At 66.9% G+C, this 17,788-nt stretch carries 16 protein-coding genes; 9 read left to right on the forward strand and 7 right to left on the reverse strand.

The genetic code is table 11. From position 1 onward, the window contains the following. Positions 1–36: 36 nt before the first annotated feature. Positions 37–888 (reverse strand): oxidoreductase, encoded by an 852-nt coding sequence (locus tag MUN46_RS08555; RefSeq protein WP_340309688.1) that lies wholly within the window; start codon positions 886–888, stop codon positions 37–39. Beyond that, positions 840–1,121: a hypothetical protein gene (locus MUN46_RS08560; protein ID WP_243376279.1), complete on the reverse strand. Its 282-nt coding sequence runs from the start codon at positions 1,119–1,121 to the stop codon at positions 840–842. Before MUN46_RS08560 ends, MUN46_RS08555 begins: the two co-directional genes overlap by 49 nt. Positions 1,122–1,299: 178 nt before the next feature. Between MUN46_RS08560 and MUN46_RS08565 the strand changes: the two genes are divergently transcribed. Then, a complete protein-coding gene (locus MUN46_RS08565) occupies positions 1,300–2,721 on the forward strand; it encodes an MATE family efflux transporter (protein ID WP_243376280.1) in 1,422 nt (473 codons plus the stop codon). A 17-nt stretch (positions 2,722–2,738) separates the two neighbouring features. On the opposite strand, the gene MUN46_RS08570 is transcribed toward MUN46_RS08565, so the two are convergent. The 5 genes from MUN46_RS08570 to pdxS all read right to left on the reverse strand — a co-directional run bounded on the left by MUN46_RS08570 (position 2,739) and on the right by pdxS (position 8,298). Continuing rightward, complete coding sequence (locus MUN46_RS08570; RefSeq protein ID WP_243376281.1) at positions 2,739–3,617, reverse strand: tetratricopeptide repeat protein; 879 nt, start codon at positions 3,615–3,617, stop codon at positions 2,739–2,741. Positions 3,618–4,041: 424 nt separating this feature from the next. Further along, on the reverse strand, positions 4,042–5,571 hold the full coding sequence (locus tag MUN46_RS08575; RefSeq protein ID WP_243376282.1) for a flavocytochrome c: 1,530 nt from the start codon (positions 5,569–5,571) through the stop codon (positions 4,042–4,044). A gap of 154 nt (positions 5,572–5,725) precedes the next feature. Next, complete coding sequence (locus MUN46_RS08580; protein ID WP_243376283.1) at positions 5,726–6,682, reverse strand: LysR family transcriptional regulator; 957 nt, start codon at positions 6,680–6,682, stop codon at positions 5,726–5,728. Between the two features lie 153 nt (positions 6,683–6,835). Further along, positions 6,836–7,423: a pyridoxal 5'-phosphate synthase glutaminase subunit PdxT gene (pdxT, locus tag MUN46_RS08585; protein WP_243376284.1), complete on the reverse strand. Its 588-nt coding sequence runs from the start codon at positions 7,421–7,423 to the stop codon at positions 6,836–6,838. Next, entirely contained in the window at positions 7,423–8,298 is an 876-nt protein-coding gene (gene pdxS / locus MUN46_RS08590; RefSeq protein ID WP_243376285.1) for a pyridoxal 5'-phosphate synthase lyase subunit PdxS, read from the reverse strand. The genes pdxT and pdxS overlap by 1 nt, the downstream gene beginning before the upstream one ends. Before the next feature lie 124 nt (positions 8,299–8,422). Between pdxS and pdxR the strand changes: the two genes are divergently transcribed. From pdxR to MUN46_RS08630, 8 genes are all read left to right on the forward strand, one after another. Beyond that, positions 8,423–9,826: a MocR-like pyridoxine biosynthesis transcription factor PdxR gene (pdxR, locus tag MUN46_RS08595; RefSeq protein ID WP_243376286.1), complete on the forward strand. Its 1,404-nt coding sequence runs from the start codon at positions 8,423–8,425 to the stop codon at positions 9,824–9,826. Between the two features lie 290 nt (positions 9,827–10,116). Then, positions 10,117–11,712 carry a nickel ABC transporter substrate-binding protein gene (gene nikA, locus MUN46_RS08600; protein WP_243376287.1) on the forward strand — a complete coding sequence of 532 codons (1,596 nt, stop codon included), beginning with the start codon at positions 10,117–10,119 and terminating at the stop codon, positions 11,710–11,712. Between the two features lie 78 nt (positions 11,713–11,790). After that, entirely contained in the window at positions 11,791–12,720 is a 930-nt protein-coding gene (gene opp1B, locus MUN46_RS08605; RefSeq protein WP_243376288.1) for a nickel/cobalt ABC transporter permease, read from the forward strand. A gap of 2 nt (positions 12,721–12,722) precedes the next feature. Continuing rightward, positions 12,723–13,577 (forward strand): ABC transporter permease, encoded by an 855-nt coding sequence (locus MUN46_RS08610; RefSeq protein WP_243376289.1) that lies wholly within the window; start codon positions 12,723–12,725, stop codon positions 13,575–13,577. Then, a complete protein-coding gene (locus MUN46_RS08615) occupies positions 13,564–14,364 on the forward strand; it encodes an ATP-binding cassette domain-containing protein (RefSeq protein WP_243376290.1) in 801 nt (266 codons plus the stop codon). Before MUN46_RS08610 ends, MUN46_RS08615 begins: the two co-directional genes overlap by 14 nt. Further along, a complete protein-coding gene (locus MUN46_RS08620) occupies positions 14,361–15,110 on the forward strand; it encodes an ABC transporter ATP-binding protein (protein ID WP_243376291.1) in 750 nt (249 codons plus the stop codon). The genes MUN46_RS08615 and MUN46_RS08620 overlap by 4 nt, the downstream gene beginning before the upstream one ends. An 84-nt stretch (positions 15,111–15,194) precedes the next feature. Then, entirely contained in the window at positions 15,195–16,286 is a 1,092-nt protein-coding gene (locus MUN46_RS08625) for an alpha/beta hydrolase (RefSeq protein ID WP_243376292.1), read from the forward strand. A 100-nt stretch (positions 16,287–16,386) separates the two neighbouring features. Then, positions 16,387–17,661 (forward strand): Zn-dependent hydrolase, encoded by a 1,275-nt coding sequence (locus MUN46_RS08630; RefSeq protein WP_243376293.1) that lies wholly within the window; start codon positions 16,387–16,389, stop codon positions 17,659–17,661. Positions 17,662–17,788: the final 127 nt, after the last annotated feature.

Below are 17,788 nucleotides of genomic sequence, written 5' to 3' on the forward strand. Positions count from 1 at the left end.
CGGGAGGCCCTCCCCGAATGTCCCTTCACTCCGCTTTCAGCGGGGCAGCCTCGGGAAGAGAACCGAAGGCGTCCGGCAGGAGGCCTCGACCTCCGGGGTGAGGCGCGTCGCGATCTCGGAACCGCGGCCCGAGCGGATCAGCTCGCCCAGCTCCGGGTTCAGCATCAGGGCGCGGGCCGTGGCCGTGAAATCAACCCACCCGGTCGCAAGCGCCCGGGCAAAGTCCTCCGCGGTCATGAGGTTTCCCACCCCCATGAGCGCCGTGCGGCCGCGGATCACCCGCCGGATGATCTCAAGCCTCGAGAGCGCCGGGTCCGCACCGCGTCTGGCCTTGCGGAAGAAGTCCTTCTGAGAGACGTGGATGTACTGCAGGGGGCGGGCTGCGAGCTGCTCGACCAGCGCCGTCGTGTCCTCCATGGTGAGCCCGTTCTCATCGGGCTCCTCGGGCGAGAGCCTGTAGCCCACGACAAAGTCGGGCCGTCCGGCCTCCTCGCGGACCCTGAGCACCGCGTCCGTCACGACAAGCGGGAAGCGCATCCGCTTTTCGCGGCTTCCGCCCCACTCGTCCGTGCGGCGGTTGGTCTTCGCGGAGTAGAACTGCTGGATCAGGTACTGGTTCGCGCCGTGGATCTCGACCCCGTCATAGCCCGCCTCGAGGCAGAGCCGGGCCGCCCTGGCAAAGGCCTCGACAAGTTCCTTCACTTCGGAGCCCGACAGCGCCTCGGCGCCCTTTTCCTCATTGTCCGAGGGCCCCACGACGCGGTGCCCGGGCAGGAACTCGGCGCGCCCGAGGATCCCCGCGTGATGGATCTGCGCGATTGCGAGCGCCCCCTCCTTCTTTACGAGCTCGGCCCGCTCGCGCAGCGCCGGCAGGTCGGAGCGGCGGATGGCGCGGGGCTGGCCGGGAAAACCTGGCCGTTGTCCGCGACCAGCGTGGCCCCGAGCACGTAGATCCCGAAGCCCCTCGCGCGGCCCCTGAGAAACTGCCGCTCGGCCTCGCTCACCGACCCGTCGGGGTTCTGGCAGTAAAGCGTGATCGGCGCGGCGGCGAGCCGCCCCGGGGCCGTCACCCCGTTGTTGAGCAGAAAGGGCTCAAAAAGCGCGGAAGTCTTCTCTGGCATTTTCGCTTGCTCCTTAAAAAGAATGACTGTGACTCACGCCATCATAGGCTCGAAGCCCGCGCAGGAGAAAGGCCCGGGTGCCCCGGGGCGTTTCGCAATAGAATCCTGCCTTGAAAGCCCGCCGCCCTTATTTTTTCTACGGGGGCCGGAGGCTGCCTTTCTTCCCCCGCCGTGAGCGATGACTGAAAACATCACCCAAAAACTGATCTCGAGGATCCGCTCGGGCGGTTCCTTCACCCGCTCCGAAGAGCTCGCGCTTGTCGTGCGGCTCAGCCTCCCGGCGATCGTCGCCCAGATCGCAGCGGTCATGATGCAGTACATCGACGCCGCGATGGTGGGCAACCTCGGGGCGGTGGAAGCGGCCGCCGTGGGACTTGTCGCCTCGACCACGTGGCTGTTCTGGGGTCTGGGCAGCGCGGGGCTCACGGGCTACACGGTGCTCGCGAGCCACCGGATCGGAGCCCGGGACTACAGTGCGGCCCGCTCGCTGCTTCGCCAGGGCTTCGTCGTCGCGCTCGCGACCGGGCTCATCCTGGGCGGCGCGGGGCTTGCGATCTCGCCCTTCCTGCCGGAGTTCCTCGGCGCCTCGCCCGAGGTCGCCCCGGAGGCGCGCATTTACTTCGCGCTCTACACGGCCGCCTTCCCGATCTTCTTCCTCAGCGCTTTCGCGGGCGGGATGCTGCGCGCGAGCGGCAACATCCGGGTGCCCTCGCTGCTGAGCGTGCTCATGTGCCTCGAGGACGTCGTCTTCAACTTCCTTCTCATCTTCCCCACGCGCGAGGTACAGTTCGCGGGACTTTCCTTCACGGCCCCTGGCGCAGGGCTCGGGGTCGCGGGAGCGGCGGTCGGCACCGTGCTCGCCGAATTCCTCACGGCGCTTCCCATGCTCTGGTTCGTCTGCACGAAGTCGCCGGAACTGCGGATCCGCGGCGAGCGGGGGCGCTTCAGGCCCGAGGCGGCGCGGCTTAAGGAGGCCTTCCGGATCGGGATCCCGATCGGCTGCCAGCACACCGTCATGTGCTGCGCGCAGGTCGCCTCAACGATGATCGTCGCACCGCTTGGCACCGTCGCCCTCGCGGCGAACTCGCTTGCGATCACTGCCGAGGGCCTGTGCTACATGCCGGGCTACGGAATCGCCGACGCCGCCTCGTCGCTCACCGGCCAGTGCATCGGGGCGAGGCGGCCCGCGCTGGCCAGGCGCTTCGCCTACCTCACGGTGGGCTCGGGGATTGCCGTGATGACCCTGATGGGCGCCTTCATGTACGCAGCAGCGCCCTTCATGATGGGGCTCATGTCGAACGTGGACGCGATCATCGAGCTCGGCAGCACCGTGCTTCGGATCGAGGCGTTCGCCGAGCCGATGTTCGCCGCCTCGATCGTCGCCTACGGCGTCTTCATGGGCGCGGGCGACACGCTCGCGCCCTGCCTCATGAACCTGGGGAGCATGTGGCTCGTGAGGATCCCGGCCGCGTGGCTGCTTTCCCAGTCGATGGGGCTTCGGGGCGTGTGGATCGCGATGTGCGGCGAGCTCATCCTGCGCGGCCTCATCTTCCTCGCGAGGCTGCGCTTCGGGAACTGGCAGAAAGAGCCCCGGGGTTGAAACGTCCGTCCGGCCCCTCAGGCCTTTTCGACCGCGGCCCGGCCCGCGGCTTCCGGCCCGCTGTCCCCGCCCTTCGGGAGCGAACCCCTAAGGAGCTCCTCCGCCTCGGCCAGCCCCCGCTCGGAGGCGGCCCTGAGGCACCTCATGCCCCGCCTGAGGCCTGAAGCGCCGCCCCGGCCGGACAGCAGAAGCCGCCCCTGCTCGAGCAGCCCCTCCGCGCTTCCCTCCCGGGCCGCGAGCGCAAACCAGCGCAGGGCCTCGCGCCCGCTTTTCCGAACGAGCCGCCCCTCAAGCCTCATCCGCCCGAGCTCGAGCGCGGCCTGGGGGAACCCGTGCCGCGCGGCGCTCGTGAGCCACGCCATCCCCTTTTTCAGGTCGAGCGCGTAGCCCTCGTCGCCTTCAAGGCAGCGAAGCCCCGCCCGGTACTGGACCGAGGGCAGGCCGCAGGCGGCCGCGCGCTCAAAGCAGCGCAGCGCTTCGGCGCGGGAGACCTCGCAGCCGACGCCCTTCAGGCAGCACTCGCCTTTGAGCAGCAGGCAGACCGCGTCGCCCGTTCCAGCGCCGCGCTCGAGGAAGGCGATTCCCCGCGCGACGTCCCGCCGCCCCGCGAGCCCCTCGAGGCAGTAAAGCGCCGCCTTCGAGCAGGCCGGCCCGTAGCCCGCCTGAGCCGAGCGGCAGAACCACTCGAAGGCCTTCGCTCTGTCGGCCTCCACGCCGTCGCCGCGCTCAAGCCGCGAGCCCGCCTCGTACTGCGCCCTGCGGTCTCCCATCGCGGCGCGCCCGAGGCACTCGCGCGCCGCCTCCCTGCGGGTTCTGGGGTAGACGAACTCAAGGCCCTCCCCCGCCCGCCGCGCGCCCCTCGCGCGCCATTCTCCCTTTTCTGTTTTTGAAGTCATTTTCTTTTCTTCCATTCGTCTTGCTTCCATGACTTAATGATGCACCCGTTTCACCCCTGCCGGATCAAAATAAAAAACTGGAAAAAATAACCCTATAGTGATAGAAGACAGAGAAAACCCCGGATCTGCGGGGTTCTCGGCAAGGGATCTGCCGCGGGAAAAAGGAAAAAGAAGCGCCGCAGCCGCATCCGACGGGCCCGGGCTTCGCTCAGGGCGTGTTTTGAAAAAATCATTGGCTCTCAGGCGGGACGAAAACGCTTTTTTGAAGGAAGCGGGAAAAGACGGGGACTAGAAGGAAAGGGTGGCCGGCAGGGCGGGCGAAGGCCCTGGATGGCCCCGCCCGGAGCCCCCTGCCTCTGAAAAGGCCTCCGGATCCTTAAGGAGGCGGCCAGAGCCGCCCCCTTTGGATGCGGTTTCGATCCTTTTACATCCAGGGCTTCTGCGCCGCGGCCTGCTCTCCCGCGATGCGGCCGTAGATCAGGGCGTCGGCCGTGCCGCAGGAGCCCAGGCGCACCGCGCCGTGGACGCCGCCCGTCGCCTCGCCCGCCGCATAAAGCCCCGGGATGAGCCGCCCCATGACGTGGTAGACCTGAGCCTTGTTGTTCGTGTAGAGCCCGCCCATGCAGTGGTGGACCTTGGGCGACATCCGGGCCACGTACCAGGGGCCCTGGCCCAGGGGCTTTGCCTTCGCGTTGACAGGACGTCCGATAGGATCGCGCCGGGTCTTCACCGTCTCATTCATCTCCGCGATCGTCTGCTTCAGGGCCTCAAGCGGCACCTTCCGGGCCCGCGCGAGGTCCTCGAGCGTGTCGTACTTGAAAACGCAGCCGCGCTGCAGCTCCTTCTGGAGCATGCCGGGGCGGATTTCGGCAAAGCTCGCCGCGGTGCCCGCGTCCCCGATCGCGAGGCAGTCGTGCCCCTGGGAGAGGCGCTCGAGGATGGCGAGCGACCTCACCTTGCGGTTCGCCAGCTCGTTCACGAACCGCCGCCCCGTGACGGCGTCGATCCAGACGCCGAACATCGACACGTGGCCCGACCAGGCGAACCCGATGCCGAAGCCCTTCTCGTCGGGCGAGGTCTGGGGCAGGATCTGAATCTGGTCGTTCTGGATCATCTGCGCGCCGATGTCCATCGCGGCGCGCCACGAGTCCCCCGTGGCCCCGGGCTGGTTGGTGCTCTGGAACTTTTCCGTGAGCTTCGGGTCGTACATCTCGCGGAAGGCCGGGTCGGCGGCGAATCCCCCGTAGGCGAGCACGACGGCCCGCCGGGCGGCGATGCAGCGCACCCGCCCGGAGTTCCGGTCGGGGAAGCGGTAGCCCTCGCGGACCCGCAGCCCCACGACGCGCCCCGAGGGATCGACGATGATCGACTCCATCATCGCGCGAAGCCGCGGCTTCACGCCGAGCTTCTCAAGGGCCGCGAGCTCCTTCGTGACGATCTCGGAGCCCGAGCCGTTCGCGGTGAAGAGGCTTCTCGGGACGCTGTGGCCGCCCTCCTGCTTGATGTTCCTGCTCTGGAACTTCACGCCGATCTCTTCCACGGCCCAGTGGTAGGTCGGAAGCGCCTGCTCGCAGAGCGTGCGGACCTTCTCGACGTGGTTGAGGCCGTCGCCCGCCCGCATCATGTCCTTTTCCATGAGTTCGGGCGAGTCCTTGATGCCGAGCTTCTTCTGCTCGGGGGAGCCCGGAACCGCGAAAATGCCGCCGTTGATGATGGAGTTGCCCCCGGGCGTCCTCATTTTCTCGAGGATGAGCACGTCGCTGCCCGCCTTCTTCGCCTCATAAGCCGCTGCGAGCCCCGCAAACCCCGAGCCCACGACGATCACGTCGCGGACCTCGTCCCATTTTTCGGGCACCGCCGTGACGGCCGCCGCCCCGAGCGGGAAGGTTCCGGCCGCAGCCGCAAGCGCGCTCCAGGCCAGCAGCCGCCGCCTGGACAGTCTGAGTTCTGACATGGACATGTTTTTCTCTCCTTTTTGGTGCAGAAACGCTTTTGCTTTTCGTCCCCCGGGAAGCGCCACCCCGGGGGCTCACCGGCCACTTTAAGCGCGGCGGGACCCGGAGAGACTGCCGCGGAAATCAAACTTCATTGACTGAAAGGTCAACACGTCAGAGCTTCGACTCGTCAAGCCCGAGGAGCTCGAAGCCCCTGCGGCGCCGCTCCTCGATCTCCCGGGTGGCGCGCCTCGCGTACCAGGCGGCGAAGCGCCCGATCTGCGTGTCCGCTCCGTCCGCCTCGCGGGTGACGACGCTGTAGTACCAGAAGTCCCGGTGCCAGCCGTCCAGCACCTGCACGAGCCCGCCCGAGCGGATTTCCTCGAGCGCCATCCCGAGCGGCAGGTCGAGCGCGATCCCGTAGCCCTTCACGACCACGTCCTTGATGTTGAGCATGTCGGTGTGGCGCACCATGCGCTTCCAGAAGACGAGCCGCCGCTCGGTGCCGCGCACCAGGTGGTCTGCGGCGGGAAAGCCCTCGCCGCACTTCACGATCCCGGTGTGGGAGACGAGCTCCTCGGGGCTGCGGGGCAGGCCCCGCCGGGCGATGTAGCGCGGAGCGGCCAGCGGCATCGTGAACCCCGTCATCGCCGGGTAGACGGCAAGGCCGGGCTCGCGCGGAATGCAGGGCAGGAAGGCGACGTCCACCTTCCCCGCGAGCACGTCGCCCGCCCCCGCGTTCACCGAGGCCTCGATGGTCACGCCCGGGACCGCCTCGGCGTACTCCGCGATCTGGCGGTTGAGATAGAAGCGCCCGATCCCCACGGGGGTGGAAAGCCGGATCACCCGCCGTCCGCCCTCAGGGCTGAGCGCGAACCGCTCGAAGCCGTCCCACTGGGCAAGCAGCGGCCGCAGCCTCGAGATCACGGCCCGCCCTTCCGGCGTGGGGACGATGGGCCGGACCGCGCGGTCGAGCAGCCTCACGCCCAGGTCGCGCTCGAGCGAGGCGACCGTGCGGCTCACGTAGGCCGCGTCCGCGTCGAGCTCGAGCGAGGCGCAGCTCACGCTGCCGCAGTCCGCGACGCGCAGAAAGATGCGCCAGGGGCGAAGGGAGCTGAAGGGATCCGCCATGGATGCGCCAGAAATCCTTCCACTTGAAAGGAAGGGAGAAAGGGAAATACGCTTTGAGGCGATCTTAACGCCGGAAGCCGGGAGCCGAAGCGCCCTTTTTTCCCTTTTCGACTTCCCCCGCCGCGGCCCCGCCCCTTTCTCCTGCAGGAACTCTCAGAGCCGCAGCCTCTGCCCCGCCGCATGCACGCGCTCGAGGAAAAGAGCGTGGATGCGGGAGTCGCGCCCGAGCTCGGGGTGGAAGGCGAGCCCGATCTGGTTTCCGAAAGCGACGGCCGCGATCCGGCCGTTCACCGTGGCGAGCGTTTCCACTCCGGGCCCCGTCGAAACCACCTCGGGGGCGCGGATGAAGATCATTTCGACAGTGCCCAGCCCCTTGAAGGGGGCTTCCGCCGTAAAGCTCCCGAGCTGCCGCCCGTAGGCGTTCCTGCGGACCACCACGGGCATCGTCCCCAGCCACACCGCGGGGTCGTTCTCAAGCTTCTCTGCCAGGAGGATAAGGCCCGCGCAGGTCGCGAGCACCGGCAGGCCCGAGGCGACCGCCGCCTTAAGCGGCTCCATCATCCCGAGCTCCGTGAGGAGCTTGCCCTGCACGGTGCTCTCGCCCCCGGGCAGCACCAGGCCCTCGATCCCCTCGAGGTCCTTTCTCTCGCGCAGCTCCACGGGCTGCGCGCCGAGGCCGCGCAGCACCGCCTCGTGCTCCGCAAACGCCCCCTGAACCGCCAGAACGCCGATTTTCGACATCAGATGCCCCGCTTTTCCATGATGAGCTTGATCTCGTTCTCGTTGATGCCCACCATCGCCTCGCCCAGGTTCTTGGAGAGCTCGGCGATCATCTTCGCGTCGGTGTAGTTCGTGACCGCCTTCACGATCGCCGCGGCGCGCTTGGCGGGGTTTCCGGACTTGAAGATGCCCGAGCCCACGAAGACGCCCTCGGCACCCAGCTGCATCATGAGCGCCGCGTCGGCCGGGGTGGCGATGCCGCCGGCGGCGAAATTGACCACCGGGAGCCTGCCCTTCTCGTGGACGCTGCGCAGCAGCTCCACGGGCACCTGCAGCGCCTTGGCCGCCTCGAAGAGCTCGTCCTCGCGCATGGAGACGACGCGGGCGATCTCGGAGTTCATCTTCCTCATGTGGCGCACGGCCTGGATCACGTCGCCGGTGCCGGGCTCGCCCTTCGTGCGGATCATGGAGGCGCCCTCGGCGATGCGGCGCAGCGCCTCGCCCAGGTCTCTCGCGCCGCACACGAAAGGCACGCGGAACTTCGTCTTGTCGATGTGGTAGGTGTCGTCGGCGGGCGAGAGCACCTCCGACTCGTCGATGTAGTCGATCTCGATTGCCTCGAGCACCTGGGCCTCGACGAAGTGCCCGATGCGGCACTTCGCCATCACCGGGATCGAGACCGCCTTCTGGATGCCTTCGATCATGGCCGGGTCGCTCATGCGCGAGACGCCGCCCGCGGCACGGATGTCGGCCGGAATGCGCTCGAGCGCCATCACGGCGCACGCCCCGGCGTCCTCGGCGATCTTCGCCTGCTCGGGGGTCGTCACGTCCATGATCACGCCGCCCTTGAGCATCTGGGCGAGCCCGCGGTTCAGTTCAATGCGATTCTGCTCCATGACTTTCCTTCTTCAAATAAGATGAAAAAACGGTCGAATGAGGAAAATCCTAGGCGCACTCTGGCTATATTAAAATACTCAAAAAATATATTTTTAAAATGCCAGAAGAGGATGCGAAAGCCCCATGCTCACCTACAGCCTCGCGGGACAGGAGGGGCCGCTTTACGAGCGGCTCTACCGCGCGATCAAAAAGGACATCGAAGCCGGGACGCTCGCGGCCGGCGAGCGGCTGCCTTCGAAGCGCAGCTTCGCGCTCAACCTGGGCGTAAGCACCATCACGGTCGAGGGAGCTTATCGCCAGCTTGCGCTCGAAGGCTATATCCACTCCGAGGCGAAGCGCGGCTACTTCGTGGAGGCGCGGCTGCGGGTGAAGCCGCGCCCGGCCCTGCAGCCCGCGCCTCCGCCCCCCGCCCGGCCCCGCGCGGAGCGCCCCTGGCGCATCGAGCTCTCGGGCAACCACACGGACCCCGACTGCTTTCCCTTTTCCGTCTGGTCGCGGCTCATGCGCGAGACCGTCTCGGACCGCCGCTCCTTCCTGTCGCGCCCGCCCGCGGCCGGCGCTCCGGAGCTGCGCGAGGCGATCGCCTCGCACCTCGCCGCGTTCCGCGGCATGACGGTCTCCCCCTCACAGATCGTCGTGGGCGCGGGCTCGGAGAGCCTCTACGTCCGGCTCGTGCAGCTGCTCGGCCGCAGCCGCCGGATCTGCCTTGAGGACCCGGGCTACCGGACGCTTGAGCGCGTCTACGCGAGCCTCGGGATCACCTGCGCCTGCGCGGGCCTCGACGAGGCGGGCATGAAGGTCTCCGACCTGCGCGCGAGCGGCGCGGACACCGCCCACACGAGCCCTGCGCACCAGTTTCCGACCGGGATCACGATGCCCGCCGCGCGCCGCTACGAGCTGCTGGCCTGGGTGAGCGAGCAGCCCGGACGGCTTATCATCGAGGACGACTACGACAGCGAGTTCAGGCTCGAAGGGCGGCCCGTGCCGCCGCTGCAGAGCCTCGACAGCGAGGGCCGGGTGATTTACCTCAACACCTTCACGAAGTCGCTTGCGAGCACGGTGCGGCTCGCCTACATGGTGCTTCCGCCGGAGCTTGCTGAGCGGTTCGAGGAAAAGATGCGCTTTTCGGCCTGCCCGGTTTCCAACTTCGAGCAGTACGCGCTCGCGAAGTTCATCTCGAGGGGCTACTTCGAAAAGCACATCAACCGGATGCGAAGCCTCTACAGCAGGCGGCGCGAGGCGGTGCTGCGCGCCTTTGCGGAAAGCCCGCTCGCCGGCCGGTGCGAGACGATCGAAAACCGCTCGGGGCTGCATTTCCTGATCAGGCTCAGGACCGCCCGCAGCGACGGGGAGATCGTCCGCGCGCTGGAGGCGCAGGGGATCCACCTCGCGCCGCTCTCCTCGTTCTCCTCCGGGCGCGAGCCCGCTCCGCCCCACACTTTCCTTTTCTGCTATTCGAACATCAGGCTCGAGACCCTGCCCGAGGCGCTTTCGGCGATCGCGCAGTCCCTCGGGCCCGGGGCCTGAGCGGAAAACCGGTCCAAAATACTACCTTTAAGGAACTACCTCCATCCTCGCAAATTCTGAAGCATTCCTTCTTTAACATGTCCCCTCATTCACTATTTTGTTTATCTAATACAAGAAATATGCTTTTTTAGGCCATTATTGAAGCCATTCTGTTTATAAAAGGGACATACCTCCTTTTGCGACACTGATTACCTATATCCTCAGTGCCATAGATTTTGGCGCTTCGGCGAGAAAGAATGCATCCTGACCTGCCGCCCCTCAGCGGATTTCGCATTCTTCAGGGAAAAGACATGAAACTGCATCTGCTTCTCACCACCGCGGCGCTTGCCGCCGCGATCAGTCTCTCGGGCTGCTCGAAGGACGAGGCCGCGGCCGGCGCGGACAAAAACGAGATCCGCTACGCGAGCATGAAGGACATCCGCGACATCAACCCGCATCTTTATTCGGGCGAGATGGCCGCGCAGAACATGCTCTTCGAGTCGCTTGTGATCGACACCCCGGAAGGCGTCAAGCCGTGGCTTGCCGAGTCCTGGAGCATTTCGCCCGACGGAAAGGTCTACACGTTCCGCCTGAGGCAGGGCGTGAAGTACAGCGACGGCGAGCCCTTCACCGCCGAGTCCGTGAAGAAGAACTTCGACGCGGTGATCAGCAACAAAATGCGCCACGCCTGGCTCGACATGGTGAACGAGATCGAGAAGACCGAAGCGCCCGACCCCCGCACGTTCCGGCTCACGCTGAAGCACCCCTACTACCCGACCCTGATCGAGCTCGGGCTCACGCGGCCCTTCCGCTTCATCTCCCCCAAATGCATGAAGGACGGCGAAACGAAGAACGGCGTCAGCTGCCTTGCGGGCACCGGCCCCTGGGTGCTTGCCGAGCACAAGGACAACCAGTACGCGCTTTTCAAGCAGAACCCCTCCTACTGGGGTGAAAAGCCGAAGGCGCAAAGCGTGCGCTGGAAGGTGATGCCCGACGCGCAGACGTTGCTGCTCGCGCTGCAGAAAAACGAGATTGACCTCATCTTCGGCGCCGACGGCGACCAGATCAACCTCGACTCCTTCGAAAAACTGAAGAAGGACGGAAAGTACGTGACCGAGATCTCCAGCCCGATCGCCTCGCGCGCGATCCTGCTCAACGCCCACCAGCCGATCACGAAGGACCCCGTCATCCGCGAGGCGATCCAGCACGCGGTGAACAAGAAGTCGATCACCGAAGGAATTCTGAACGGCACCGAAACGGTGGCCGACACCCTGATGTCGCCCAGCGTTCAGTACTGCGACGTGGGACTCAAGCCCCGCGCCTACGACCCGGCCGCCTCCGAGGCGATGCTCGAAAAGGACGGCTGGAAGAAGGGCGCGGACGGCATCCGCGTGAAGGACGGCCGGCGCTGCTCGGTCACCCTCTACTTCAACTCCAGGAACGCCCAGGAAAAAACGATTTCCGAGTCCATCCAGAGCGACCTGAAGAAAATCGGCATCGAGATGAAGATTGTGGGCGAGGAGAAGCAGGCGTTCCTCGACCGCCAGAGGTCCGGGAACTTCGACCTGCAGTATTCGCTCTCCTGGGGCACGCCCTACGATCCCCAGAGCTACATTTCCTCCTGGCGCATCCCGGCCCACGGCGACTACCAGGCTCAGGTGGGGCTGCCGCGCAAGGCCTGGCTTGACAAGCAGATCACGGCCCTCATGATCGAGCCCTCGGAGGCGAAGCGCCGCGCGATGTACAGGGAGCTGCTCACCTATGTGCACGACAGCGGCGTCTACGTTCCGATCTCCTACTCGCGCACGAAAGCCGTGCACAATCCCCTTCTGAAGGGCGTGGGCTTCAGCCTCTCTCAGTACGAGATCCCGTTTGAGAAGATGTACTTCGAGAAGCAGAAAAGGTAACATCCCCGTCTTTCATCCCGCCGCCGGGCGCTTTAAAAAAAGCCCTGGGGCTTTGACAAGGAGTCCGAAACAGAGAGCATGGGCGCGTACGTTTTGCGAAGGCTGCTGCACATGGTGCCGATCCTGCTCGGCATCACCTTCCTCGCCTTCATCCTGATCAGCCTTTCGCCCTCGGACCCCGCCGAAGTGGCGCTGCGGCTGAACGACGTCGAGATCACCCCGGAGGTTCTCGAGCACACGAGGCACGAGCTCGGGCTCGACCGGCCGTTCCTCGAGCGCTACGCGAGCTGGCTCGGCGCGGCGCTGCAGGGCGACTTCGGCCGGCGCTACAGCGACGGGCACCTTGTATCCGCGGAAATCGCAGCCGCCTTCCCCGCGACGCTGAAGCTCGCCCTGGCCGCCCTCGCCATCATCGCCGCGGGCTCGGCCGCAGGCGGCTGGCTCTGCGCGAAGTACGAGGGCCGGGCGCTCGACCACTTCATCCGCGCCACGCTCTTTGCCTCCACCTCGATGCCCTCCTTCTGGGCGGGGCTGCTGCTCATGTGGCTCTTCTCCGTGAAGCTCGGGTGGCTGCCCACTTCCGGCATGGAGGGCCGCGGCTCCGTCATCCTGCCCGCGGTCACGCTCTCTCTTGCCTACATCGGCACCTACACGAGGCTCATCCGCGCCAACCTCATCGCGAACAAGACCGAGGGCTACGTGCTCTGGGAGCGCGCGATGGGGCTGCCCGCGCGCCGCGTCGGGATGCACATGCTCAAAAACTCGCTCCAGAGCTCGATCACGGCGCTCGGCATGAGCATCGCCAAGCTCATCGCCGGGGCCTTCGTCGTCGAGTCGATCTTCGCCTGGCCGGGACTCGGGCGGCTCGCGGTCACCGCGATCTTCAACCGCGACTACCCGGTGGTCCAGGCCTACGTGCTCATCATGGCCGTGCTGTTCGTGGGCCTCAACTTCCTCTCCGACCTCATCAACGCCTGGCTGGACCCCAGGCAGCGCGAGGAGAACTGATCATGTCGCCCGCCTGCCGGAAAATACTGCACAGCCGCTCGGCGATGGCCTGCATCGGGTTTCTCGCCTTCCTCTCCCTGCTCGGCCTTCTCGCCCCGGTCCTGCCGCTGCAAAGCCCGACCGAGGTGAACCTCGCCCAGAAGCTCGCCCCCTGGGGGTCCGGGCACCTTTTCGGCACGGACCAGCTCGGGCGCGACGTCTTCTCGCGCCTGATCTTCGGCATCCGCACCACGCTCTTCTGGTCGCTCGCGGCCATGGCGGGCACGCTCGCCGCTGGGGCCCTGTACGGAGCCGCGGCCGGCTTTTTCCGCGGCCGCACCGACTCCGTCATGATGCGGATCTGCGACGTCTTCATGTCGTTTCCGAGCGAGGTGCTCACCCTTGCGATCGTGGGCCTCATGGGCCCGGGCATCACGAACATGGTCCTCGCCTGCATTCTCGCCAAATGGGCCTGGTACGCCCGCATGACCCGCGGGATCGTGCGCCGCTACACCTCCTGCGGCTACACGGACTTCGCCCGCGTGGCGGGCGCGGGGCCGCTCGCGATCATCACCGGGCACCTGCTGCCCGGGGCGGCCGGGGAGCTGCTCGTGCTCTGCACGGTGGACGCGGGCAGCGTCATCCTGCTCATCTCGACGCTGTCGTTTCTCGGGCTCGGAGTCCAGCCGCCTGATCCCGAGTGGGGCATGATGCTCGCCGAGGCGAAGGAAGTGCTCTCGCTCTACCCCGGGCAGATGGTGCCCCCGGGACTCACCGTGATGGCCACGGTGGCCGCCTTCAACTACCTGGGCGACGCACTCCGCGACGCGCTCGACCCGAAGCACGTCTCAGGAGGAGCCTCTCATGACGCTGCTTGAAGTCCGGGGCCTCGGCGTCGCGCTCGAGCGCACGGGGCGGCCCCTCGTCGAGGACGTTTCCTACGACCTCTCCGAGCACGAGTGCCTGGGCGTCGTGGGCGAAAGCGGCAGCGGCAAGTCGCTCGCGTCGCTCGCGCTTCTGGGGCTGCTCCCCGCGGGGCTGCGCGCCTCGGGGCGCGCCCGGTTTGAAGGCCGGGAGATCCTTGAGGCGCCCGCGGCCGCCCGCGCGGCCCTGCGCGGCAGAGTGTTCGGCTACATCCCGCAGCAGGCCTCCGGGGCGTTCGACCCCCTCACCCGCGTGGGCCCGCAGCTCCTTGAGGCGGCGCGCTTCGCCTTTCCGGACAAAACCGAGGCGGAGCTGCGCGAAGAGGCCGAGTCGCTGCTTTCCCGCCTGAAGTTCAAGAATCCCAGGGAGACGCTCGCGCACTATCCCTTCGAGCTTTCGGGCGGCATGGCGCAGCGCGCGCTCATCGCCGCGGCGCTGCTGCTGCACCCCCGGGTCCTCGTGGCCGACGAACCCACCTCGGCGCTTGACGCCGTGAGCCAGAAGAGCGTGATCGACATCCTCGGGCGCGTCCGCGCGGAAACGGGCTGCGCGCTCGTCTTCATCTCCCACGACCTCGCGGCGGTCCAGGCGCTCGCTGACCGGGTGATCGTCATGGAAAAAGGCCGGGTTGTGGAGTCGGGCGGCGTCGAGCTCTTCGGCCATCCCTCGCATCCCTATACGCGGCGGCTTGTCGAAACCCGGCGGGCCCTGTCGCGGCATTTCCTGGAGGCCCTGCGATGAGCGCCTTCATTCAGGTCTCGCACCTTGCCAAGTCCCGGAGGCTGCCCGGAGGCTTTTTTTCCAACCGCCGCAGGCCCGTGCTCAGAGACGTGAGCTTTGAGATCGGCCGGGGCGAGGCCCTCGCGCTCCTCGGCCCCTCGGGAGAGGGCAAGAGCACCATCTCGCGGATTCTGCTCGGGCTCGAGGAGCACGACTCCGGCTCGATTCTGATCGAAGGCGTCGAGGCCCCGCGCTGGAGAAAGGAACACCCGGGCGAAATGAGCGCGGTCTTCCAGGACTACACCTCTTCGTCCGATCCCCGCTGGAGCATCGGGCGCATCATCGCCGAGCCGCTCGCCGTGCGGGGCGAAAAGGCGGACAAGGCCGTGCCCGGGCTCCTCGCCCGGGTGGGGCTGGCCGCGGAGATCGCCCGGCGCCGGCCCCACGAGCTCTCGGGCGGGCAGATGCAGCGCGTCTGCATCGCCCGCGCGATCTCGACGCGCCCCCGCTTCATCGTCTTCGACGAGGCGGTGAGCTCGCTCGACGCCTCGGTGCAGACCGACATCCTCGAGCTGATCGCGGGCCTCAAGGGCGACATGACGTTTCTCTTCATCACGCACGACATCCAGGCCGCGGCCTTCCTCTGCCCGAGGCTCCTTTTCCTCGAGGGCGGCTCGATCGCGGAGTCGCTCACGCTCTCCGAGCTCCGGAACGCCCGCAGCCGCTGCGCCCGTGAGCTGATCGACTCGGCCCTGCCCTTCAGGTGACCGGAGCCCTCCTTTCCCGCACAATCAGGCAAAAACCGCGCCGCTTTGCGCCGCCGGCCCCGGGCCGCAGCCCCTAGACTTCTTTTGAGTCAGCCGGCCGGGGCGCGCTCCGGCCGGCCTTCGCAATCCTTTTTCCGCCCGGGCAGGGGGCGGACAGACGCTGGGAGGCCCTTTCGGCATGGCAGTGAAACCGAGTTCCCGGACGGGGAGAAAATTTTCGCGGCGCGCGGCGGGCAGGCTCCTGCTGGCGGCGGCTGCAATTTTGGGAGGAGGAAGAGGCATGATGCAGGAAGCGGCGGCTTCACGCGCGGCAGCGCGCTGGAGGAGGTATTCCGGGACCGGACGCTCGGCCCCTATGCGGCGCTGCTCTTTCCCCCGGAAGGCTTTCGAAGCGGCCGCACGCTGGGCAGCCTGCAGCTGCTCTGGTACAGCGAAATCGACCCCGATGCGACGGTCGAGATCGTGAACACGCTGAAAAAGCGCGCCGCAGCGGGCGAACCCGTGTTCCTTCCCCTTTACTCCGAAGAGGAGATCCGGCGCGACCCCGCAAAGCGCGGCACCTCGCTCGTCTTTTTCAAGGGGCGTCCGGGAGCGCCCTTCGCCCTTTGCTGCGCGGGCGGGGGCTTTGCCTACGTGGGCGCGATGCACGACAGCTTCCCGCACGCCCTCGAGCTCTCGAAGAGGGGCTTCAACGCCTTCGCGATCATTTACAGGCCGGACGCCCGCAGGGCGATGGAAGACCTCGCCCGGGCGCTTTCCGTCATCTTCAGCCGCGCGAAGGAGCTCAGGGTCGACACCCGGGGCTACTCGCTCTGGGGCGGCTCGGCCGGGGCGCGCATGGCCGCCTGGGCCGGCACCTACGGCACGGCGCCCTTCGGGGGGCCGCAGCTGCCGCGCCCGGCCGCGGTGATCATGCAGTACACGGGGCTCTCGGGCGACGTGGACGGGCGCACCCCGCCCACCTACGCGAACGTGGGCGACGAGGACGCGATCGCGGACTGGCGCGTGATGAGGCTGCGGATCGAGTCTATCCGCGCGCTGGGGATCCCGGCGGTCCTGCGGGTCTACCGGGGCCTGAGGCACGGCTTCGGGCTCGGGCGCGGGACGGCCGCGGAGGGCTGGATCGACGAGGCGGCCGCCTTCTGGGAGCAGCAGCGAAAAACCGCACGGTCCTGAAGCGGACGCCCTCTATAATGCTTTGACAGCACAAAACCTCTTTTTTATCACCGGCCCCCTTTCTTCCGGGTCCGGCCTTTTTCTGAACAAGGAGAAGCCGATGGCTGAGCAGCTTCTGAGAGAAGGCGCGGCGGATTTCGCCCGCAAAGTGTTCGATGACGTGAGGGAGTTCTCTAAGGACCCCGTGATCGGCATCTCGCGCCAGGGCTACAGCGAGAAGGAAAACAAGGTCCACGAGTACGTGAAGGCCTGGGGCCGCAGCATGGGGCTTGAGGAGAAGGTGGACCGCTGCGGCAACCTCTTTCTCACGCTGCCCGGGCGCGACCGGTCGCTGCCCTGCTACATGACGGGCTCGCACGGCGACAGCGTCCCGCAGGGCGGGCACTACGACGGGCTCGCGGGCGTCGTGGCCGGCATGACCGTGATCTACTGGCTTAAAAAGAAGGGCGTGACGCTGAAGCGCGACCTCACGCTCGTCGTCTTCCGCATGGAGGAGAGCTCCTGGTTCGGCAAGGCCTACGTGGGGTCGCTTGCGATGACCGGGCAGCTCACCCGCGCCGACCTCGCGCTGCGGCACCGCAGCAAGGACCAGACGCTCGCCGACGCGGTGCGCGAGGCGGGCTTTGACCCCGAGGACATGGTGAAGACCGAGCCCTCGATCGACCTGTCGAGGATCGCCGCCTTCACGGAGCTGCACATCGAGCAGGGCCCGACCCTCGACTCGAACCCGAAGGCGCGCGTGGGGATCGTGACCGGAATCCGCGGCAACCTCCGCCACAAGCTCTGCCGCTGTCTTGGCGTCACGGCCCATTCCGGCGCGGTCGACAAGCGCTACCGCCACGACGCGGTCATGGCCACCGCGGAACTTCTGTCCCGGATGGAGCGGCACTGGGACGCCTGGCTCGCGCGCGGCGAGGACCTCGTCTTCACCACCGGGGTGCTCAGCACCGCAAAGTCCGCGGCTATCTCCGTGATCCCGGGCGAGGTGAGCTTCACGCTCGACATCCGCAGCCTCTCGATGGACACGCTCAAACGCTTCCTCGCGCTCTTTGAGGCCGAGGCGGCCGCCGTCGGGGCCGACCGGGGCGTGAAGTTCGAGTTCGACAAGACGCTTGCCACGCAGCCCTCGAAGCTCGACCCGGAGCTCGCCGCGCACCTCGAGGAGTCGGCCCGCAGGGCCGGGGTCGCCGTGGTGCGGCTGCCTTCCGGCGCGGGCCACGACACGGCCGTGCTCTCGAACAAGGGCATCCCCGCCTCGATGATCTTCGTCGCGAACCAGGACGGCTCGCACAACCCCTATGAAAAGATGAAGCTCGAGGACTTCATGCTGGGGGTCGAGGTGCTCTACGCCTCGATCGCCTCCTACGACGACTAAAGCCCTCTGGCTTTCAAGGGCTTCAGGCCCGGGTTCCGGATCGCTCCGGCCCGGGCCTTTCTGCGCTCCGGGCTTTTCATTGATATTTTTATTGTATTTTTCAAAAAAAGATTAATATAAGGATATC

Origin of the sequence: Mesosutterella faecium (assembly GCF_022809315.2) — a bacterium.
Lineage (GTDB): Bacteria > Pseudomonadota > Gammaproteobacteria > Burkholderiales > Burkholderiaceae_F > Mesosutterella > Mesosutterella faecium.